Source organism: Pseudomonas sp. SK3(2021), from assembly GCF_016772375.1.
Taxonomy (GTDB): Bacteria; Pseudomonadota; Gammaproteobacteria; order Pseudomonadales; family Pseudomonadaceae; genus Aquipseudomonas; species Aquipseudomonas chlororaphis_I.
In genome coordinates, this window is record NZ_CP061943.1 from 921,323 (window position 1) to 942,421 (window position 21,099).

The following is a 21,099-nucleotide window of genomic DNA, read 5'->3' on the forward strand; positions in this document are numbered from 1 at the left end:
AGACCCTTCGCGGCGATCGCTCCTGTGACCGCTTCGCGGTCGATCGCGAGCAAGCTCGCTCCTACAGGGAAGGCGTCAGGCCTGAGGTCCGGATCAGTTGCTCTTCACCGCGTAATCCGGCTTCTTGTCGTTGCCCGGGATGAACGGGCTCCACGGCTGGGCGCGGATCGGGCCTTCGGTCTGCCAGACCACGTTGAACTGACCGTCCGGCTGGATCTCGCCGATCATCACCGGCTTGTGCAGGTGGTGGTTGGTCTTGTCCATGGTCAGGGTGTAGCCCGACGGCGCGGCGAAGGTCTGGCCGGCGAGGGCCTCGCGGACCTTGTCGACATCGGTGGACTTGGCTTTCTCCACCGCCTGGGCCCACATGTGGATGCCGACGTAGGTGGCTTCCATCGGATCGTTGGTCACGGCTTTATCCGCGCCCGGCAGCTTCTTGGCCTTGGCGTAGGCTTTCCAGTCGGCGACGAACTTCTGGTTCACCGGGTTCTCCACGGACTCGAAGTAGTTCCAGGCCGCGAGGTTGCCCACCAGCGGCTTGGTGTCGATGCCGCGCAGTTCTTCCTCGCCGACGGAGAAGGCCACCACCGGTACGTCGGTGGCTTTCAGGCCCTGGTTGGCCAGCTCCTTGTAGAACGGCACGTTGGAGTCGCCGTTGACCGTGGAGATGACCGCGGTCTTGCCGCCGGCGGAGAACTTCTTGATGTTGGCGACGATGGTCTGGTAGTCGCTGTGGCCGAACGGGGTGTAGACCTCTTCGATGTCCTTGTCGGCCACGCCCTTGGAATGCAGGAACGAGCGCAGGATCTTGTTGGTGGTGCGCGGGTAGACATAGTCGGTGCCGAGCAGGAAGAAGCGCTTGGCGCTGCCGCCGTCTTCGCTCATCAGGTATTCCACCGCCGGGATCGCCTGCTGGTTAGGCGCCGCGCCGGTGTAGAACACGTTCGGCGACATCTCTTCGCCCTCGTATTGCACCGGGTAGAACAGCAGGCCGTTGAGTTCTTCGAACACCGGCAGCACCGACTTGCGCGACACCGAGGTCCAGCAGCCGAACACCACGGCAACCTTGTCCTGGGTCAGCAGCTGCCGGCCTTTCTCGGCGAACAGCGGCCAGTTCGACGCCGGGTCGACCACCACCGCCTCGAGCTTTTTACCATTGACGCCGCCCTTGGCGTTGATCTCGTCAATGGTCATCAGCGCCATGTCCTTGAGCGAGGTTTCGGAGATCGCCATGGTCCCCGACAGCGAGTGCAGGATACCGACCTTGATGGTCTCGGCGGCCTGGACGGTCCAGGTCATGCCCATCGCGGCAATGCTTGCCGTGAGTGTGAAAGCCTTGATCAAGCTGCGACGCTTCATTGTGCGATCTCCATGAACTTATGAGTTTTCTTGGTTGGCAGATGCGGACTACTGAAGGGCTGTTTAGCAAGGGGTGTGCCTAGTCGGCACAGGGCATGAAAACGTCGCTTTTACGGAGCAGGGGGAGAGCGCTGGCGCACCAATGCGGGGCCATCAGGCGTCTTTGGTGCGGGCGAATGCGCTCCATTGGTGCTGCTGGCGACCGCCTTTGTAGCCGCTGCCGCAGGCTGCGATAAGGCCGAAGGCCTTCAGCGATCTCGAAACCTTGCGCGCCCTTCGGTCGCGATCGCAGCCTGCGGCAGCGGCTACAGGGCAGCGCCCGCCAAACCGTGCGCATTGTTCTTCTGTAGGAGCGAGCGGGCGGCGATCCGACTTGCCCGCGATGGCGGCGCATCAGGCACACCGCTTTTTCAGCGGCGGCGCATCAGGCCGATGAAAAACAACCCGCCAATGGCCGCCGTGGCCACGCCTATGGGCAGGTCTTCGGGGGCGATCAGGGTGCGGGCGGCGACATCGACCCAGACCAGGAACACACTGCCCAGCAGCACGCACACCGGCAACAGCCGACGATGCTCGGCACCCACAAGGCGCCGGGCGATATGCGGCACCATCAGCCCGACGAAGCCGATGGAACCGCTGATGGACACCAGCACCCCGGTCATCAGCGAGGCGATCAGGAACACCCGCAGCCGCACATTGCGGGCATTCAAACCGAGGGTGACGGCGGTCTGCTCGCCGGCCATCAGCGCGTTCAACGGCCGCGCCATGCCCAGCAGCAGGACCAGCCCGAGCAGCACGCTGGCCGCCGGCACCGCCAGCAGTTCCCAGCGCGCCAGGCCCAGCCCGCCGAGCATCCAGAACATCACCGCCGAGCTGGCGCGGTGGTCGCCCATGAACAGCAGCAGGTTGGCCACCGCCATCATCACGAAGGACACCGCCACCCCGCACAACAGCAGGCGGTCGCTGTCGAGCCGGCCATGGCGCGCGGCGATGCCGAGCACCAGCAGCATGCTCGCCAGGGCGCCGATAAAGGCGGCGATGGGCAGGGTCAGCAGGCCGACGATTTCACCCACATGCAGCACCACGATCACCGCGCCCAGGGTGGCGCCGGAGGTCACGCCGAGCAGGTGCGGATCGGCCAGCGGGTTGCGCGTCACCGCTTGCAGCACCGCACCGATCAGCGCCAGCCCGGCGCCGACCAGGGCGCCGAGCAGCATGCGCGGCACGCGGATCAGCCAGACGATATGTTCCTGCCCGGCGCTCCAGCCCACCTCGCCCAGGCCGAGGGTCTTGTGCAGCAGGATGCGCCAGACCACGTCCACCGGCACCCGCGCCGAGCCGAAACCCAGGGACAGCACGCAGGACGCCAGCAGCAGCGCGCCGAGGGCAGTCAGCAGCAAGGCATAACGACGATCGATCATGCGCCGTGGAAACCCTTGGCCAGGGTTTGCACCGCTTCGACGTTATCGATGCCCGGCGTGGCCTGCACGTAGGGGATCACGATAAAGCGCCGGTTGCGGATCGCATCCACCGATTGCAGCGCTTTGTTGTCCAGCAGGAACTGCTGCTTCTGTTCGGCGCTGATTTCGCTGTAGTCGACGATCACGATCACCTGCGGGTTGCGCTCGACCACGGTTTCCCAGTTGACCCGGGTCCAGCTGGCCTCGACGTCATCGAGGATGTTGCGCCCGCCGGCGGCGTCGATCAGCGCTTGCGGCATGCCCAGGCGGCCGGAGGTCATGGCGCGGTCTTCGCCGCTGTCGTAGAGGAACACCCGCGGTTTTTCCGTGGGCAGGTCCTGCTGGATCGCGGCGACCTGTTGCTGCATGTCGGCGATCAACTGGTTGGCACGGTCCTGCACGTCGAAGATCCGTCCCAGGTTGCGCAGGTCGTTATAGGTGTCGTCGAGGCTGGCCGGCGGGCGCTTCATCACGAAGGCGCAGGACTCGGTCAGCTCCAGCACATTGATGCCCAGCGGCGTCAGGGTCTGCGGAGTCAGGTCGCCGCCGACGCGCATACCGTAGTCCCAGCCGGCGAAGAAGAAATCGACATTGGCGTCGAGCAGGGTTTCCACCGACGGGTACTTGGCCGCCAGCTCCGGCAGGCCGTCGAGGATAGTCCGCATCTCGGGCGTCACCGCCTTCCAGCCGCTGATGCCGCTGTAGCCGACCATGCGCGACTTGAGGCCGAGGGCGAGCATCATCCGGGTCATGTTGATGTCGTGGCTCAGGGCGTGTTTCGGCGCCTCCTTGAAGGTCACCTCGCGGTTGCAGCTGTGGACGGTCAGCGGGTAACGGGTGGCTTCGGCGCAGGCCTGGCCGGCGAGCAGTGACAGGGCCAGGCCAAGGCTGGAGCGGAACAGGCAATTGAGTAAGGCGCGCGGAGTCATGGTTGGGTTATCCAGGTGATGCGTGGGTAGCCGGACAGCGGGTGTTGGTCGACCAGGGCCTGGACGCCGAACACCTGCTGCAGCAGTTCGCGGGTCAGCACTTCGGCCGGCGTGCCGCTGGCGACGATGCGCCCGTGATCGATCACGTACAGGCGATCGCAGAAGGCCGCGGCAAGGTTCAGGTCATGGATGCTGGCGAGGGTGCCGATGCCCAGGCGCTTGACCCGGTGCAGCAGCTCCAGTTGATAGCGCGGGTCGAGGTGATTGGTCGGCTCGTCGAGGATCAGCAGTTGCGGTTGTTGGGCCAGGGCGCGGGCCAGGATGACGCGCTGCTTTTCCCCGCCGGACAAGGTCGCGAAGGCATGCGCCTCGAAACCCAGCAGGCCCACCGACTCCAGCGCCTGGCGGGCGATGGTACGGTCTGCGGCGCTGTCGCCGTCGAACAGGCCCTTGTGTGGGGTGCGACCCATGGCGACCACCTCTGCGACGGTCAGGCCGAAGGCCTCGGGAAATTCCTGCAACACCACGGCGATGCGTTGGGCGCACCAGCGCGGCGTCTGTTTCCAGACGTTGTAGTGATCGAGCCGGACTTCGCCCTGGTCCGGCCGGCTGAAGCGATAGCTGCAACGCAGCAGGCTGGTCTTGCCGCTGCCGTTGGGGCCGATCAGCCCGACGAACTCCCCCGGCGCCACGCGCAGGCTGGCCTCACGCAGCTGGAACTGGTGATGGCAGTGGCCCTGGCCCAAGGGCGTCCAGGCCAGGTTGGTGAGGTTCAGCGAGGTCATGCGGTGTCCGTGTGATTCCCTGTAGCCGCTGCCGCAGGCTGCGAAAAGGTCCGCAGGACCTTCCGAGGACCTCAAGAGCGCGTCCGCTACGTCGGAATGCCGCCCAGGCCGATCGCAGCCTTCGGCAGCGGCTACAGGTATTGGTTAAAAGGCGTAATCGGCGGTCACGAAAAACGACCGCGGTTCGCCGAGGATCCATTGCTGGCCCTCATTGTATTGGCTTTGTGCGTACTGCCGGTCGAACAGATTGTTCAACTGCAAGCCGAAGGTGGTGTTGCGCAGGGCTTTCCACGACAGCAGCGCATCGACCACGGTGTAGCTGGGCAGCTCGTTGCGGTTGGCCAGGTCGGCGTAACGGGCATCGACATAACGCACCCCGGCGCCGGCCCGCAGGTTATCGGTCACGGCCTTGTCCAGCCACAGGTTGGCGGTGCGCCGTGGCACGTCCACCGGGCGATTGCCGCTGCGCGAGACGAACCGGTTGCCGACCTGCTCTTCGAAGTCGTCGTACCGGGCCTTGACGATGGCGGCGTTGGCTTGTAGCCGCCAGGCGTGCGGCAGTTGCAGGTCGAGGCTGGCTTCCAGGCCGCGGGACGACTGCTGGCCAACCTGCTGCTTGAGCGTCGGGTTGCCCGGGTCGTCGGTCAGCAGCTTCTTCTTGACGATGTGATAGGCCGCCAGGGTCCACTCGCCGCGCTGGTCCCAGAACATCTGCTTGAGGCCGATCTCGCTCTGCCGGGCACGGGCCAGGTCATATTGCTGCTGGCTCGGGCTGAGGGAAATCAGGCCGCCGACGCCGTCGGTGCTGGTGGCGTACTGGCCGTAGAACGAAGTGTCCGGCGTCAGGGCGAACACCAGCCCGGCCTTCCAGTTGTTGCCGGTCAGGGTCTTGTCGCTTTGGCTGCCGTCCACCAGGTTGTCGCGATCCACCTGCACGTAGTCGCGGCGCACGCCAGTCACCAGCGACCAGCGCTCGCTCAGTTGGGTGCGGTTTTCGGCGAAGGCCGACATCTGCTGGGTGGTGCTCTGGAACTGCGGGCGATAGGCCGAGGCACTGTCGAAACGGCCCTTGTCCGGGTGTTGCAGATCCAGCGGCTGGCCATCCGGCAGCGCATCGTTGAACGGCGAGTTGCTGTTGAGCTGGAAGCGGATGCGGTTGTAATCGACCCCGGCCAGGGTCTGGCTGTCGAGGCCGAACAGGTTGTGCTTGAAGGTGAAGGTCTGGCGATCGCCGACCTGTTCCTGCTGGTGCTTGATGGCGTAGTTGCCGCTGCGCAGTAGCTGCTGGCGGCTTTGACTGAAGCTGTAGTTTTCGGCGTTCTGCCAGCGGCGCTGGGCCTTGAGGTAATACAGCTCATTGCTGGCGCTGAGGGTGTCGGAAAGCTGCCACTCGCTGGTCAGGCGCGTCCACTGATCGTTGTAGTGCTGCTTGTCGTTGCCGATGTTGTAGTTCTTGTCCCGCAGGCCCTCATGGAAGCGGCCATTGACCAGCGGGGTGCCGAAATAATTCATCGGCTGCTGGTCGCCGTAGTCGTGGGCGAGGGTGAAGGCCAGGTCGTCCGTGGCCTGCCAGCGCAGCGCCGCGCTGATGAAGTCGCTGGCGCTGTCGCCGCGATCGATCCAGCCGTTGCTGCGCAGGCGGTTGAGGTTCAGGCGATAGCTCAGGGTGTCGCTCAGCGAGCCGCCGCTGTCGAGGGCCTGCTGCTGGCTGTCGTAGGAACCGTAGCCGAGGCGCAGGTGGTTTTCGATCTCGCCGGTGAAGGGCTTCTTCGGGATCACGTTGACCACCGCGCCGGTGGCGCCTTCGCCATACAGCACCGAGGCCGGGCCGCGCAGCACATCCACCCGTTCCACCGACCAGGTGTCCACCGGGAAGGTCACGGTGCCCATGCCGCTGTACAGGCGATTGCCGTCATACAACTGCATCACCGAACCCTGGCCGGTAAAGCCGCGGGCCGACAATGAAGTGCCGCCGTCGCCCGGGGTGCCGGTGCGGCTGATGCCGGTACCGCGCGACACCGCGTCCTGCACGCTGCGGTCGCCACGCTGGCGAATGCGTTCGCCGCTCAGGCTCTCGGTGCTGGCCGGGGTTTGCAGGGCGCTCAGGCCCAGGCGCGAACCGGCGGTGGTCGGGGTGTGCAGGCTGATGTCCTGGGCATCGATGGCGGGCGCGCTGATGGTGCCGGTGGGCAGCGTCAGCGGTGCGTCGTCGGCCTGGGCGGAGTGATTCAGGACCAGCAGGCAGAGGCTGGACACCAGGTACTTATTTATTGAGGGGCAGTTCATCGGGGCGGTTGAATCGCTTCTTCGAAAGGAATACCCGCAGCCTTGGCGCTGCGGGTAGGGATCCTACATGAAAGTGTTACAAAGTAACATTATGCGTGTCGGAAATTGAAGCCATAGCAGTCTACAGATCCTTCTAAACCGCGCATCTCGCCTGATTCATGATGAAGATGAGGCCGATTCAGCCGAGCGGTTCCAGCGCGACAGCAGCAAGCGATCCAGCAGCCACACGGCCACCAGCGAGGCGCCAACCAGGGGAAAGGCCACGGCCAGCGCCAGCATGATCGCCATCGCGGTTTTCCATTTCGGCAGGTCGTGGCGCAGCGGCGGTACACCGAGGCGCCCCTGGGGGCGGCGCTTCCACCAGATCACCAGGCCACTGACGGCGCTCAGCAGGATCATCAGGCAGATCAGCAGCACCACGATCTGGTTGAACGGGCCGAACATCTTGCCTTCGTGCAGCATCACCCCGACTTCGGTGGCGCGGGCCACATTGCTGTACTGCTCCCAGCGCACATCGGCCAGGACCTTGCCGGTGTATTGGTCGACATGCAGGGTGGCGTCGTTGCGCGGGTCGTCGGCGAACACGGCTATGGTGAACACGCCGCTGGCGGTGGTCGGCAAGGTGATGCTGTAACCGGCCTCGACCTGGCGCCGAGTGGCGATGTCCTGCACCTGCTGCAGGCTGATCACGGGCGCCGCAGGCCCTTCGTGCGCGGCGCCGTGGGCCATGTGCTCGGCATGGTCGCCGGACATTGGCATCGGCGTGTTCTCCATGGCCCAGGGCACGGTCTGGCGGCTGGCGCTGTTGAGTTCGCCGGCCTGCTGGTCGGACTTGGGCACGTCATTCCACATCGCCGCCGGGAAGCGGTTCCACAGCTCGGCGTATTGCTTGCCCCAGAAGCCGGTCCAGGTCATGCCGCTGAGCAGCATCAGCAGCAGGAACGCCGCGCCCCAGAAGCCGACCACGGCGTGCAGGTCGCGCCACAGCACGCGGCCGCGGCTACCCAGGCGCGGCCACAACACCCCGGCCGACGACTTGCCGCGCGGCCACCACAGGTACAGCCCGGACACCACCAGGACGATACCCCAGCCCGCCGCCAGCTCCACCAGGCGGTCGCCGAGGGTGCCGATCATCAGCTCGCCATGAATGGCCCGGGCGATGGCTTGCAGATTGTTCCTGGCGTCCTGCTGGCCAAGGATGTTGCCGTGGTAAGGGTCGACGAACACATTGAGTTCGCCACCTTCCTTCTGCACCACGAACTGCGCGCTGCGCCCGGCTTCGAGTGGCGGCAGGTACTGTTTGACCTGGCCCTGGGGATAAGCGGCCCGGATCCGCTGGAGCTGCTCATCGGCGCTGAGGATATGGTGCCCCGCCGGCACCTGCAGCAGGTGGCTATACATCAATGGGTCGAGCTGGGGTTTGAACAGGTAGATGATCCCCGTCAGGGACAGCATCACCATGAAAGGGGCTACGAACAGCCCGGCGTAGAAATGCCAGCGCCAGGCCAGGTTGTAGAACGACACTTTGGGTTGGCTCATCAGGGAATGCTCCGCATGGGCAATTGTCTCTGTAGCCGCTGCCGAAGGCTGCGATAAGGCCGAAGGCCTTCAGCGATCTTGAGTACGCTGCGGCCGTTCCGGCCGATCGCAGCCTGTCGGCAGCGGCTACAGGTTTTGTTGTGGTTAGAAGCTCAGGTCCACCTTGGTCCAGAGCGTGCGCCCCGGTTCGTTGATGGCTTGCGGGTCATTGGCCGGGTAGCCGAACCCGGCGTTGCCGGCCAGGTTCAGGTGCTCGGCGTAAGCCTTGCCGAACAGGTTGTCGACGCCGGTGCTGACCTTCAGGTTCTTGTTGATCCGATAGGCGCCGTTGAGCGAGAACACACCGAAGCCGCCGCTCTTGCCGAAGTCCTTGCCGACTACGTTGCCCTTGTTTTCGTCGATGCGGTTCTGCGCCGCCACCACCCGCCACAGGGCGCCGGCACTCCAGTTGTCCTCGCTGTAGGTCAAGCCGAAACGCGCGTCCAGCGGCGGCATCTGCGGCAGTGGCGTACCGTCGCTGCTGTTCTTGCCCCAGGCGTAGGCCAGGGTGGCGTCGGCCTTCCAGTTGTCGGTCAGCTTGTAGGCCGCGCCAAGTTCGCCGCCCATGATGCGTGCGTCGATGTTCTCGGCTTGCGAGGTCATGCCCATCATCCCCGGGCGGTAGTTGAACAGGATGTAGTCGCGTACCTGGCCGATGTAGCCCGAGGCCCAGGCTTCCAGTTCCGCGGTCTTGTATTGCAGGCCGAAGTCGAGCTGGGTGGTCTTTTCCGGCTTGATCGAATCGAAGGCGTTGGCCGATCCGGCCGGGCCCATCTTCGGCGAGAACAGCTCCCAGTAGTCCGGGAAGCGTTGCGCGTGGCCGAGGCCGGCATAGACCGTGGTCGGGCTGTCGGCCAGGTCATGCTCGTAGCGGATGAAGCCGCTGGGCAGGGTGTCGGCGCGGGTATTACCAGCGGTCGGGTTGGGTCGGGTCATCGTTGCGGAGCCGATGCTCTGGCGGTAATCCTTGGCCGAGGCGCGATCCACCCGGGCGCCGCCGATCAGCCGGTCGCGGTCGGCGGCGTACCAGGTCAGCTCGCCGAACGCGCCGTAGTTGTGGAAGTCGGCGTCCTTGGTGCGCGGCTGGTCCTTGTAGGTGTCAATGCCCATGCCTTTGCGCTGGCGGTGTTCATTGGTCTGCGCATCGATACCGCTGATCAACTGCACATCGGCCCAGCGCCAGGTGGCCTTGATCCGCGCGCCGAGGGTGCGGCGATCGACGTTGCTGGCCATGGGGCCGGCCATCATCCCGGTGCCGGACGGCGTGCGCAGGCTGTAGTTGTCCATCACGTGGTCGGCGTAGTTGTAGTAGACCTGCGCCTCGACCTTATCCAGCACCTCGCCGATATTGGAGCGCTCGAAACGCAGCCCCAGGCTTTCGCGCTTGAACTGCGAGCCATCCATGCCGCGCCCGGCGTAACGCGCTTCGCCGTCGCCCTTGCCAGCGGTGAGTTCCAGCAGGGTATCGGCGTCCGGAGTCCAGCCCACGGCGACATCACCGTTCCACTTCTCGTAGCGCGACGGCACGGTGTCGTTGTTGCCGTCCTTGTAGTCGTCGGAGTGGGCCTGGTTGCCGATCACCCGCACGTAACCCAGCGGTCCGCCGGCGGCGGCATCCACCACCTTGTCGAAGCGGCCGTTGGAGCCGGCCAGGACGCTGGCGTTGACCCGGGTTCCCAGCTCGCCGAAGTTTTCCGGCTCACGGTCGAAGAGGATGGTCCCGGCCGAAGCACCCGGGCCCCAGAGCACGGTTTGCGGGCCCTTGATCACCGTCAGCTTGTCGTAGGTTTCCGGCGAGATATAGGAGGTCGGCGCGTCCATGCGGCCGGGGCAGGCGCCGAGCATCATGCCGCCGTTGGTGAGGATGTTCAGGCGCGAGCCGAACATGCCGCGCAGCACCGGGTCGCCGTTGGTGCCGCCGTTGCGCACCAGGGCGAAGCCGGGGATGGTCTTCAGGTAGTCGCCGCCATCGCTGGCCGGGACCGGTTGGCGCGGATCCTTGGGGTTGGTGACCACGGTCAGCGGCGAGCTGGGGGCGATGGCGGTGATCACCGTCGGGCCCAGTTCTTCGCCATGCTGGCTGTGATCCACCGGCTGTTCGGCGGCCAGGGCCAGTGGCGTGAGCAGGGCGCCGCAGAGCAGGGCGATGGCATGGCTGAAACGTACACGAGGTTCGTTCAGGGCAAAGGTAGCGGGGGCCTGGGCAGAGCACAGGCGAGTGTCAGCAGAAAACCTGGACATAAAGGTTCCATCAATCATTTCGTAAACAACACGGCCAGCAGCCTGCGGCTGTCTTTTCTACAGTCGGCCGGGTGAAGTGCGGTTGAGGGGTTTACGCAATGACTGGCGGGGCGCGGGTCCGGGCGCCGGGGAACACCGTCTGCCGGGCATGGCCCAGGCGCGGCGAAGGGGTGAGGAAGTGGCTGGACGGCGAACTGTCGAGCGCCGTGAACGACAGGCTGCCAGGCAGTGCCGGGCAGTTGAACAGCAGGCTGCAATAACCGCACTTTTCCCAGAGCGCATGGTGTTCGCCCTGGGCCTTGCCGTGCCCTGCGCCGTGCGGGGTTTCACCGTGGCAGCCGGGCTCGCCCATGTCCATGTCCGTCGACATGGACAGGTTCATCGGCATGGCCCGATCCATCGGCATCGACTGGGAAATCAGCGGACCGATAAAGATCATCAGCATGGCGAACAGGCTGATCCAGCTGCCACGCCGTACTTTCAGGGGCGTGCGCACGGATCGCCGGGTGCCAGGCGAGCGCAGGGAGTTCACGGTAATGACGGCCGGTACTTACTGGGCGTGCATGTGTTCCTGGGTGCCCGCGGGCGCCTGCTTCTGCACCGCCACTTCGACCGTGACGTCGCCGGACTTCTCGAAGTGCAGGGTCAGCGGAAAGCGCTTGCCGTCGCCGAGCAGGCTGCGGTCTTTGAGCTCCAGCAGCATCACGTGATAGGCCATGGGCGCGAAGGTGACGGTATCGCCCGGGGCAATCGCCACGTTGGGCACCTGCTGCATCTTCATCAGGTCGCCCTGCTGCACATGCTCATGCAGCTCGGCCTTGCCCGCGATCGGCGAGTCGACGCCGAGCAGGCGGTCGGCATTCTTGCCGGTGTTGTGAATGACGAAATAGGCGGCCACCGTCGGTGCATTGGGCGGCAGCTCCTGCGACCAGGGGTGGACGATCTGCAACTCGCCAGCCTTGTATTCATGGGCGGCGGCAAAACCAGCAGGCAACAGCAGGGCGGCCAGCAGCAAGGCTTGCTTGACCAGGATGGATTTCAACATGGCAGTTCTCCAGAACGATTCGACACGCAGATCAATTGCGAGGTGGAATCAGACCAGAGGTGAGGCGCGGGGATTGAGGCTCGGCCATTGCTGGCGCGGCGTGGGCATGACCTGCGCGGGTGGCGCGACGCTGTGGTTGGACTCGAAACGGGCGAAGTACAACTGCGGCGCATGGCCTGGCAGGGTGACCAGGGGCGCCGAGCCGGAACAGCACCAGCAGTGCTGCATGGTGGAGTGATCGTCGTTCTGCGGGGCCTGCTGTTCCAGCTTGCCCAGGGAGACCGCCACCAGCTTGGTACCGCTGGAGGAACAGAAACTGCCCCACAGCAGTTGCTCGGCAGGTGCTCGATCGGTCTGCTGCATGGCTCCCGAAAGCGGCATGGCAAGCATGTTGAACAGCACTGCGAGGCAGGCGATCCAGGCTAATGCGAGCCGTTGTCGGGACATGGTGACGATCCGTCAGGTTGAGCGAACAGGGAGGTATTTAGCCTGATCGCTGTGGATAAGTAAAAAGGCGCCGTGCGGTGTGGTGTCGCAGCGCCACTGTTGCTCAGTGCGCCGGTACCGCGCGGACCTCGATGGCAACGCCGAGCTTGGCGCGGATGGCGGCAAAGATCGCGGCCAGGTTGTCCATGCTCGGGTTGCCGCTGGCGGACAGCATGCGATGCAGGCTCTTGCTCGGCTTGGCGGTCTCCCGGGCCAGCGCTTCGAAGCCGACGGTGGCGTTGACCAGGTCGCGCAGAATGATCCGCGACATCTCCGGTTCGCCGTTGAGGAACAGCGTAGCAGCCTCGTCCAGCAGCGCCTGGGAAAACGCCGGGTCGCGCTCGGCGCGTTCGGCAATGCTGTGCTTGAAGCTTCGAGTCAGTGCCATGGGTGTCACCTCGTTTTCAGTTCGGCCTTCTTGCGGTGATGGAATTCGGCGATCAGTTTTTTTGCCTGCCTGATGTCTGCCTGCTGGCTGGACTTGTCGCCACCGCCAAACAGGATCACCAGGTGCCGGCCTTCCTGGATCAGGTAGATCCTGTAGCCCGGGCCCCAATCGATGCGGTATTCGCCAAGCCCGTCGAACCACTTGATGTTGGACGTGTTGCCCATTTCCAGGCGTAGCAGCGCAGTGGAAACCTTGACGGCTGCCTGGGTATCCAGCGTTTCGAACCAGCGACCGAAGGGGCTGCGCTGGTTCTCTTGCTGGTATTCCTCGACTGTGATCATCGCCGGCCTTAAAGGTAACAAATAAGTTACTATATGGATAGGCCTTTGATCGTGACGCAAAGCCTGTTCGTGGCCAACGCCGCAAGTGTTTCTGCGGTCTTCAATACGCGAAGGTCCCGTGGCGCGGGGGCCGGGGCTGCGCCTTGCCGTTCGGCGGGGAGACTTGGTAACTCGATGTATCGGCCGCGCTTTGGCGCGGCCAGAAGGTCAGCGCAGGGCCAGGAGCAACTCGCCCAGGTCATGGAATTCCCGATCGACCGCTGGCAACGGCGGCCGCTGCAGGATCAGCACCGGCACCCCCCGCTCGCGCGCCACTTCCAGCTTGGGTTCGGTGGCGCTGCTGCCGCTGTTCTTGCTGATCAGCACATCGATGTGGCGGCGCTCGAACAGTTCGCGTTCGCTGTCGATCAGGAAGGGGCCGCGTGCGCCTATCACTTCGCACCGGTCATTGCCGGGGTACGGGTCGAGGGCGCGCAGGGTCCAGAATTGCTCGGCGGGGATCTCATGCAGATGCTGCAAGGGCTCGCGGCCCAGGGTGAACAGTGGGCGCTTGAAGGGTTGGAGTGCCAGGACCAGCTCGGCCCAGTCGCGGACTTCGCGCCAGTCGTCACCGGCCTGTGCTTGCCAGGCCGGTCGGCGCAGGGCCCAGCAGGGGATGCCACACAGCCGCGCGGCCGTGGCGGCGTTCTGGCTGATCTGTGCGGCATAGGGGTGAGTGGCGTCCAGCAGCAGTTCGATGCCTTGCTCGCGGATGAACCGGGCCAGGCCCTCGGCGCCGCCGTAGCCGCCGACCCGCACCTGGCAGTCCAGGTCGGCGGGCACGCGGCCGATACCCGCCAGGCTATAGATGTGCTCCGGCCCCAGGGTCCGGGCGATGGCCAGGGCTTCGGTCACGCCGCCCAGCAGCAGTATGGGTTTCATCGAAAAGCCCCGGCATGGCCGACGATGCCGCCCTGGCGGTCGATGGCGAAGACTTCGACCTGGACCTGTGCCGGCACCACGCTGCGCGCAAAGTTAAGGGCGTGCTGGCACACCGCGTCGCCCAGGGCGATGTTGGCGGCGCTGGCCATGGCCAGCGCCTGCTGGCTGGTGTTGGCGCCACGGATGGCGTCTTGCAGCGCCTGGTCGGCGCCGACCGCCGCGGCCCATTCGGCCAGTTGCGGCAGGTCGATGCTGGAATGGCGGCTGTGCAGGTCCATGTGCCCGGCCGCGAGCTTGCTGATCTTGCCGAAACCGCCGCACAGGCTGAGCTTGTCCACCGGCACTTTGCGCAGATGCTTGAGCACGGCGCCGACAAAGTCGCCCATTTCGATCAGGGCGATTTCCGGCAGGTCGTAGACACGGCGCATGGTGTCTTCGCTGGCGTTACCGGTACAGGCGGCGATGTGCAGGTAGCCGTTGGTCTTGGCGACGTCGATGCCCTGGTGGATCGAGGCGATATAGGCCGCGCAGGAAAACGGCCGCACGATGCCGCTGGTGCCGAGGATCGACAGGCCGCCGAGAATGCCCAGGCGCGGGTTCATGGTTTTCAGCGCCAGGGCTTCGCCGTCCTCGACGTTGACCGTGACCTCGAAGCCGCCCTGGTAGCCGCGTTCCCGGGCCAGCGTCGTCAGGTGCTCGCTGATCATCCGGCGCGGCACCGGATTGATCGCCGGCTCGCCCACACCCAGCACCAGGCCGGGGCGGGTCACGGTGCCCACGCCTTGACCGGCGATGAAACGAATGCCGCTGTCCGGGCTCAGGCGTACCTGGGAATAGAGCAGGGCGCCGTGGGTCACGTCGGGGTCGTCGCCGGCATCCTTGATCGTGCCGGCTTCGGCGCCGTTGTCGGTCAGGCGGCAGAATTCCAGGCGCATCCGCACCTGCTTGCCCTTGGGCAGGACGATTTCCACCGCATCGGCGCTGGTGCCTTCGAGCAACAGGCGCGCCGCCGCCAGGCTGGTGGCGGTGGCGCAGCTGCCGGTGGTCAGGCCGCTGCGCAGCGGGGCGGGTTGTTCCGCCGTTTCTTCACGCATCCACGGCCTCCTGTAGGAGCGAGCTTGCTCGCGATAGCGTGCGCCAGATGGACCGTGTGGCCTGGATCGCGAGCGAGCTCGCTCCTACAGGGGAGGGCAGGGTGATCATAGCGGTTTGACGAGGTCGAGCAAGGTAATGGGCAGCGCCTGGCGCCAGGTGTCGAAATCCCCCAGCGGCAGGGCCTGGGCGACATGGAGGCGGGTCAGCTCGCCGCCATGCCGTTCGCGCCAGGCCATCAGGGTCGTTTCGCTTTGCAGGGTCACGGCGTTGGCCACCAGCCGGCCACCGGGCTTGAGCCGGGCCCAACAGGTGTCGAGCACGCCGGGGCGGGTCACGCCGCCACCGATGAAGATCGCGTCCGGGGCTTCCAGGCCATCCAGCGCTTGCGGCGCGCTGCCGCGAATCAACTGCAGGCCGGGCACGCCGAGGGCATCGCGGTTGTGTTCGATCAATTGCTGGCGGCCTGGGTCGGCTTCGATGGCCAGGGCCCGGCAGCTGGGGTGCGCGCGCATCCATTCGATGCCGATCGAGCCGCTGCCGGCACCGACATCCCACAGCAGTTCGCCCGGGACAGGTGCCAGGCGAGCGAGGGTGATGGCGCGGACATCGCGCTTGGTCAACTGGCCGTCGTGCTGGAAGGCCGAGTCCGGCAAGCCGGCCAGGCGCGACAGCCGCGGCGTATCAGGCTCGGCCAGGCATTCGACGGCCACCAGGTTGAGGTCGGCGATGGCCGGGTCGCTCCAGTCGTTGGCGGTGCCGTCGGTCCGTCGCTCGGCCTCGCCGCCCAGATGCTCGAGCACGCTGAGCCGGCTCGGGCCGAAGCCGCGTTCGCGCAACAGCGCGGCGATGGCCGAGGGGCTGAGGCCGTCATTGCTCAGGACCAGCAGGCGCGCGCCGCTGAACAGCTGGGCGCTGAGGGCGGCCACGGGGCGGGCGACCACCGAGAGCGTCACCACCTCTTGCAGCGGCCAGCCCAGGCGCGCGGCCGCCAGTGAATAAGAGGACGGCGAGGGCAGGACGTGCATTTCCTCCTGGGCCACCTGGCGTGCCAGGCTGGCGCCGACGCCGAACAGCATCGGGTCGCCGCTGGCCAGCACGCACACCGGCTCGCCGCGCTTGGCCAGCACCGGCTCCAGTGAGAACGGGCTCGGCCACAGCTGCCGCTCGCCACGGATGCACACCGGCAACAGGTCCAGTTGCCGCTGGCCGCCGACGATCCGCGAAGCGCCCAGCAGGGCCCGCCGGGCGTTCTTGCCCAGGCCCTTGAAGCCGTCTTCACCGATTCCCACTACTGTCAGCCAGGGCGACATCGCTATTCCTCGAGGGTAAAACCTGTTCTTCCGACAGGCAGGCTTTTCATGCCTTCGGACAAAGCAGGCATAATACCGCGCCTTCGCCCGCGAAGCGCCTTTCCCACACAGCCGGCCACCCCCTTGAACGAACGTCCGATGTCCACCGCCTTACGCCCCTCGGCCTGTCCGGGGTTGCTGCGTATCGTGCCGGCGCTGGACGGCGGTATCTGCCGGATCAAGCTGGCCGGCGGGGCGATCAGCGCGGCCCAGGCCCGCGCGGTGGCCGATGCGGCCGAGCGATATGCCGGTGGGGTGATCGAGGCGACCAACCGCGCCAACCTGCAGATCCGCGGCATTGGCGCCGAACCCCAGGCGTTGATTGCCGGTCTGCTGGCCGCCGGCCTGGGGCCGACCACCGCGGCCGGCGATGACGTGCGCAACCTGATGCTCAGCCCCACGGCCGGGATCGACCGGACGATGCTCATCGACACCCGGCCCCTGGCCGGGCAGATTCTCGCCACCTTGCAGAGCCATCCGCGCTTTCATGAGTTGTCGCCCAAGTTCGCCGTGCAGCTCGACGGTGGCGAAGCCCTGGCCATGCTGGAGCATCCCCATGACCTGTGGCTCTCGGCGTTCGAAGGCGCGGGCCAACCCTGGCTGGCCTTCGGCCTGGCCGGCTGCCCTGGGGACCCGCCCCTGGCCAGCGTGGCGCTGGAGGATGGGCTGGCCCTGGTGGTGGCGGTGCTGGAGCTGTTCCTCGACCTGGCCCGCCCCGAACAGACCCGCATGCGCCAGCTGTTGGCGGAACACCCGGTGGACGCGCTGCTGGCGCAGGTATCCGCACGCTTGCCAGGGCCGGTGATCCGGGTGGGCGATTGGCAGCGTACTGCCCCTTCCGAGCCGCTGCATATCGGTACTTATCCACAGCGGCAACCGGGCCGGGTCTATGTCGGCGCCGTCGCGCCCCTGGGGCGGCTGGACCCGCCGATGCTGCGCGGCGCGGCGCAGCTGGCCGAGCAGTGGGGCGACGGCAGCCTGAGGTTCACCCCCTGGCAGAGCCTGCTGCTGCCGAACCTGCGGGCCGAGGACGCGCCTGAAGTCACGCGCCGCCTGCAACAACTGGGTTTTCTCGGCTCGCCAGGGCAGCCCCTGGCCCATCTGATTGCCTGCACCGGCTCCCGCGGCTGCGGCAAGGCCCTGGCCGATACCAAGGGCGACGCGCTAAAACTGGCCGCCTTGCTCCAGCGCCACGGCCTGGATGTACACCTGTCCGGCTGCTCGCGTTCCTGCGCCGCCGCCCATGTGGCACCGGCCACCTTGCTGGCCGTCGCCCCCGGTCGTTACGACCTCTATGTTCGCGATGCAGCGCAGCCGGGTTTCGGCACGCTGCACGCCCGCAACCTTTCCCTTGAAGCGGCCGGCGCATTGCTCGATGCCCGCCCACGGAGCAACACCCATGATTGATTACATCCGCGACGGTCAGGAGATCTATCGCAACTCCTTCGCGATCATTCGCGAGGAGGCCAGGCTCGATCGCATTCCCGCGGACCTGGAAAAACTCGCGGTGCGGGTGATCCATGCCTGCGGCATGGTCGAGGCCATCGACGGCCTGCAGTTTTCCGAGGGGGCAGGCACGGCCGGGCGCGCGGCCCTGGCCGCCGGTGCGCCGATCCTCTGCGATGCACGGATGGTGGCCGAAGGCATTACCCGCGCCCGTCTGCCGGCGAACAATCAGGTGATCTGCACCCTGCGCGACGAGCGCGTGCCGGAGCTGGCCCGCGAGCTGGGCAACACCCGCTCGGCGGTGGCCCTGGAGCTGTGGCGGCCGTACCTGGAAGGCAGCGTGGTGGTGATCGGCAACGCCCCGACCGCGTTGTTCTACCTGTTGGAAATGCTCGACGCCGGCGCACCGAAACCGGCGCTGATCCTCGGCTTCCCGGTAGGCTTCGTCGGCGCGGCCGAGTCCAAGGCAATGCTCGCCGCCGACAGCCGTGGCGTGCCTTTTGTGATCATGCAAGGTCGCCTGGGCGGCAGCGCCATGGCCGCCGCCGCCGTCAACGCCCTGGCCACGGAGATCGAATGATGCAGCAACCTGGACGTTTGATCGGCCTGGGCGTCGGCCCCGGTGATCCGGAACTGATTACCGTCAAGGCCCTGCGCCTGCTGCGCGAGTCGCCGGTGGTGGCGTACTTCGTCGCCAAGGGTAAAAAGGGTAATGCCTTCGGCATCATCGAAGCGCACCTGCAGGACGCACAGAGCCTGTTGCCGCTGGTCTACCCGGTGACCACCGAAGTGCTGCCGGCGCCGCTGTCCTACGAGCAAGTGATCAGCGACTTCTACGACACCGCCAGCGCGCAGTTGGCCGAACACCTGGACGCCGGCCGCGACGTGGCGGTGATCTGCGAAGGCGACCCGTTCTTCTATGGCTCCTACATGTACCTGCACGACCGCCTGGCCGAGCGTTACCAGGCCGAAGTGGTGCCGGGGGTGTGCTCGATGCTCGGTGGCGCCTCGGTGCTGGGCGCGCCGCTGGTGTATCGCAACCAGAGCCTGTCGGTGCTCTCCGGCGTGCTGCCCCACGACGAACTCAAGCGCCGCCTGGCCGATGCCGACGCGGCGGTGGTGATGAAGCTGGGGCGCAACTTTCCCAAGGTGCGCCAGGTGCTCGAGGAGCTGGGCCTGGCCGAGCGTGCGCTGTACGTCGAACGGGCGACCATGGCCAACCAGAAGATCGTGCCGCTGGATGAAGTGCAGCCGATGTCTTCGCCGTATTTCTCGCTGATCATCGTGCCCGGTGAAAGGTGGCAAGGTTGATGGCCCGTTCCGCGCCGGCCATCGTCATCCTTGGCCAAGGCAGCCTGGCGACGGCGCGCAAACTCCAGCAGCTGTACCCGGACGCGCTGATCCACGGCCTGGCCGAACGGGTCGAGGGCGCCGACCGCCCGTACCAGGAGTTCGGCGCAACCCTGCGCCAGCTGTACCAACAGGACACGCCGATCATTGCCCTGTGCGCCGCGGGCATCGTCATCCGGACCCTGGCGCCGCTGCTGCTGGAGAAGGGCGCGGAGCCGCCGGTGCTGGCCGTGGCCGAAGACGGTAGCGCCGTGGTGCCGTTGCTCGGTGGCCTGGGCGGGGTGAACGTCATGGCCCGGGAAATCGCCGCCGGGCTGGGCGTGGCGGCGGCCATCACCACCAGTGGCGAGCTGCGCTTCGGCACCTGCCTGCTCAACCCGCCGAGTGGTTATGCCCTGGGCGATCTGGAGCTGGGCAAGCGTTTTGTCTCCGACCTGCTGGGCGGGGAAAGCGTGCGCATCGAAGGTGCCGCGCCCTGGCTGGCCGAGGCCCGGTTGCCGCAAGACCAGCAGGCCCGGCTGACCATCCGCGTCGGCTCGGCCGAGCGCGAGCCCGCCGCCAACGAACTGCTGATCTACCCGCGCAGCGTCCTCATCGCCCTCACCTGTAGGAGCGAGCTTGCTCGCGATAGCGGTGCTGAATTAACCAACCATCTACGAGCCGCCCTGCACACCGCCAAAATCGCCGTGCAATCCGTCGCCTGCCTGCTCGCCGCTGACACTGAAATGGCCAGCCCGATCTTGCGCGCAGCCGCCGCCGAACTGGGCGTGCCCCTGCGTTTCGCCCCGGCGGCCAGCAGCGTCGCCGAGCTGGCGCAACAGGCCGTGCCGCAACTGCTGCCGCCGCTCGGCATGGGTGAAGACATCGCCATTGCCGTGGCCAGCCAGCCGCTGGACCCGCAGCAGATCGGCCGCCCTCGTGGCCGGCTGGCGGTGATCGGCCTGGGCCCGGGCGCCGCCGAACTGATGGTGCCGGCGGTGAAAGCCGAACTGGCGCGGGCCAACGATATTCTCGGCTACGAAACCTATGTGCGCATGGCCGGCCCGTTCCGTGCCGACCAGGTCATGCACTGCACCGACAATCGCGAAGAAATGCAGCGCGCCCGCCACGCTTTCGAACTCGCCGCCCAAGGTCGTTCGGTGGTGGTGGTGTCCTCTGGTGATCCGGGTGTGTTCGCCATGGCCGCGGCGGTGCTGGAGGCGCTGCACGAGTCCAGCGAGCCGGGCTGGCATCAGGTGGAGCTGGAAATCCTCCCCGGGGTTTCCGCGTCCCTGGCTACCGCGGCGCAGGCCGGTGCGCCTTTGGGGCATGACTTCTGTGTGTTGTCGCTGTCGGACAACCTCAAGCCCTGGGCGATCATCGAGAAGCGCCTGGACCTGGCGTCCCAGGCTGATCTGGCGCTGGCGTTCTATAACCCGATTTCGCGTTCGCGGCCTTGGCAGCTGGGGCGTGCGCTGGAGATCGTGCGCCAGCACCGCACTGCGGATACGCCGGTGGTGCTGGGGCGGGATATCGGGCGGCCGGGGCAGACCCTGCGGGTCATTACCCTGGGCGAACTGACTCCGGAGCAGGTGGACATGCGCACCATGGTGTTGGTGGGGTCGTCCACCACCTGCGTGTTCCCTAAAGCCGAAGGTGGGGAGTGGGTGTATACGCCTCGTTGGTATGGCGAGAAGCCGTAGGCCTGCCTTTGTGGTCGGGACGCGTTCTGTAGGAGCGAAGCTTGCTCGCGATGGCGGTGGTGGCTGCGCTGGTGGTGTTGGACGGGGTACATATCCATTGCTGCGGTAACGGCCACTTAGGGTTCCGCCCTGACGGCGGGTCACTTTTTTTCAAACGCCGGAATGCCGGCCCAGCAAAAAGTAACCAAAAAACGCTTGCCCCTGCGTACGGCCTTCGCTGCGCTCAGGTTCCCTCGTTACGGTGTCCATCAGGGGGCATCGACTCCGGTCGGCTTCGCTTCGACCTCCTCTCGATGTGTACGGCTGCGCCGTACGGCGCTGCGCGCCATCCCCCTGATGAACACCTCCACTCGGCCTG

The 21,099-nt window shown here is 66.2% G+C and carries 19 protein-coding genes; 4 read left to right on the plus strand and 15 right to left on the minus strand.

The window, feature by feature from the left end; genetic code table 11:
- Positions 1-93: 93 nt before the first annotated feature.
- The 15 genes from urtA to cbiE form a co-directional block, all read right to left on the minus strand.
- Complete coding sequence (gene urtA, locus IF690_RS04120) at positions 94-1,359, minus strand: urea ABC transporter substrate-binding protein (protein WP_009046748.1); 1,266 nt, start codon at positions 1,357-1,359, stop codon at positions 94-96.
- 410 nt (positions 1,360-1,769) lie between these two features.
- Complete coding sequence (locus IF690_RS04125; RefSeq protein WP_202698942.1) at positions 1,770-2,780, minus strand: FecCD family ABC transporter permease; 1,011 nt, start codon at positions 2,778-2,780, stop codon at positions 1,770-1,772.
- Positions 2,777-3,748: an ABC transporter substrate-binding protein gene (locus tag IF690_RS04130; protein WP_202698943.1), complete on the minus strand. Its 972-nt coding sequence runs from the start codon at positions 3,746-3,748 to the stop codon at positions 2,777-2,779. Before IF690_RS04130 ends, IF690_RS04125 begins: the two co-directional genes overlap by 4 nt.
- Positions 3,745-4,533 (minus strand): ABC transporter ATP-binding protein, encoded by a 789-nt coding sequence (locus IF690_RS04135; RefSeq protein ID WP_202698944.1) that lies wholly within the window; start codon positions 4,531-4,533, stop codon positions 3,745-3,747. Before IF690_RS04135 ends, IF690_RS04130 begins: the two co-directional genes overlap by 4 nt.
- A gap of 144 nt (positions 4,534-4,677) precedes the next feature.
- Positions 4,678-6,804 (minus strand): TonB-dependent receptor, encoded by a 2,127-nt coding sequence (locus IF690_RS04140; protein WP_202701290.1) that lies wholly within the window; start codon positions 6,802-6,804, stop codon positions 4,678-4,680.
- 171 nt (positions 6,805-6,975) lie between these two features.
- Positions 6,976-8,358 (minus strand): PepSY-associated TM helix domain-containing protein, encoded by a 1,383-nt coding sequence (locus IF690_RS04145; RefSeq protein ID WP_202698945.1) that lies wholly within the window; start codon positions 8,356-8,358, stop codon positions 6,976-6,978.
- Positions 8,359-8,502: 144 nt separating this feature from the next.
- The gene (locus IF690_RS04150) at positions 8,503-10,638 is read right to left on the minus strand and encodes a TonB-dependent copper receptor (RefSeq protein WP_202698946.1); all 2,136 of its coding nucleotides are present in this window, start codon (positions 10,636-10,638) and stop codon (positions 8,503-8,505) included.
- A 91-nt stretch (positions 10,639-10,729) separates the two neighbouring features.
- Complete coding sequence (locus IF690_RS04155) at positions 10,730-11,134, minus strand: DUF2946 domain-containing protein (RefSeq protein ID WP_202698947.1); 405 nt, start codon at positions 11,132-11,134, stop codon at positions 10,730-10,732.
- A 54-nt stretch (positions 11,135-11,188) separates the two neighbouring features.
- Positions 11,189-11,683, minus strand: a complete 495-nt coding sequence (locus IF690_RS04160) for a copper chaperone PCu(A)C (protein WP_252189531.1) — start codon at positions 11,681-11,683, stop codon at positions 11,189-11,191.
- Between the two features lie 48 nt (positions 11,684-11,731).
- A complete protein-coding gene (locus IF690_RS04165) occupies positions 11,732-12,130 on the minus strand; it encodes a DUF2946 domain-containing protein (RefSeq protein WP_202698948.1) in 399 nt (132 codons plus the stop codon).
- Positions 12,131-12,233: 103 nt separating this feature from the next.
- Positions 12,234-12,557, minus strand: a complete 324-nt coding sequence (locus IF690_RS04170; protein WP_007932872.1) for a helix-turn-helix domain-containing transcriptional regulator — start codon at positions 12,555-12,557, stop codon at positions 12,234-12,236.
- A 5-nt stretch (positions 12,558-12,562) separates the two neighbouring features.
- Entirely contained in the window at positions 12,563-12,898 is a 336-nt protein-coding gene (locus IF690_RS04175) for a type II toxin-antitoxin system RelE/ParE family toxin (protein WP_009046759.1), read from the minus strand.
- 207 nt (positions 12,899-13,105) lie between these two features.
- Positions 13,106-13,819 carry a cobalt-precorrin-6A reductase gene (locus tag IF690_RS04180; RefSeq protein ID WP_202698949.1) on the minus strand — a complete coding sequence of 238 codons (714 nt, stop codon included), beginning with the start codon at positions 13,817-13,819 and terminating at the stop codon, positions 13,106-13,108.
- Entirely contained in the window at positions 13,816-14,913 is a 1,098-nt protein-coding gene (locus IF690_RS04185; RefSeq protein WP_202698950.1) for a cobalt-precorrin-5B (C(1))-methyltransferase, read from the minus strand. The genes IF690_RS04180 and IF690_RS04185 overlap by 4 nt, the downstream gene beginning before the upstream one ends.
- Before the next feature lie 105 nt (positions 14,914-15,018).
- On the minus strand, positions 15,019-16,224 hold the full coding sequence (gene cbiE, locus IF690_RS04190; RefSeq protein WP_202698951.1) for a precorrin-6y C5,15-methyltransferase (decarboxylating) subunit CbiE: 1,206 nt from the start codon (positions 16,222-16,224) through the stop codon (positions 15,019-15,021).
- Positions 16,225-16,362: 138 nt separating this feature from the next.
- Here cbiE and cobG point away from each other — a divergent pair, with 138 nt between their 5' ends.
- Genes cobG through cobJ form a run of 4 tightly spaced genes read left to right on the plus strand, consistent with a single transcriptional unit; the run spans position 16,363 to position 20,741 of the window.
- Positions 16,363-17,670 carry a precorrin-3B synthase gene (gene cobG, locus IF690_RS04195; RefSeq protein WP_286673835.1) on the plus strand — a complete coding sequence of 436 codons (1,308 nt, stop codon included), beginning with the start codon at positions 16,363-16,365 and terminating at the stop codon, positions 17,668-17,670.
- A complete protein-coding gene (locus tag IF690_RS04200) occupies positions 17,663-18,289 on the plus strand; it encodes a precorrin-8X methylmutase (protein WP_202698953.1) in 627 nt (208 codons plus the stop codon). Before cobG ends, IF690_RS04200 begins: the two co-directional genes overlap by 8 nt.
- Complete coding sequence (locus tag IF690_RS04205) at positions 18,289-19,020, plus strand: precorrin-2 C(20)-methyltransferase (RefSeq protein ID WP_202701294.1); 732 nt, start codon at positions 18,289-18,291, stop codon at positions 19,018-19,020. Before IF690_RS04200 ends, IF690_RS04205 begins: the two co-directional genes overlap by 1 nt.
- A complete protein-coding gene (gene cobJ, locus IF690_RS04210) occupies positions 19,020-20,741 on the plus strand; it encodes a precorrin-3B C(17)-methyltransferase (RefSeq protein WP_202698954.1) in 1,722 nt (573 codons plus the stop codon). The genes IF690_RS04205 and cobJ overlap by 1 nt, the downstream gene beginning before the upstream one ends.
- The last annotated feature ends 358 nt before the right edge of the window (positions 20,742-21,099 follow it).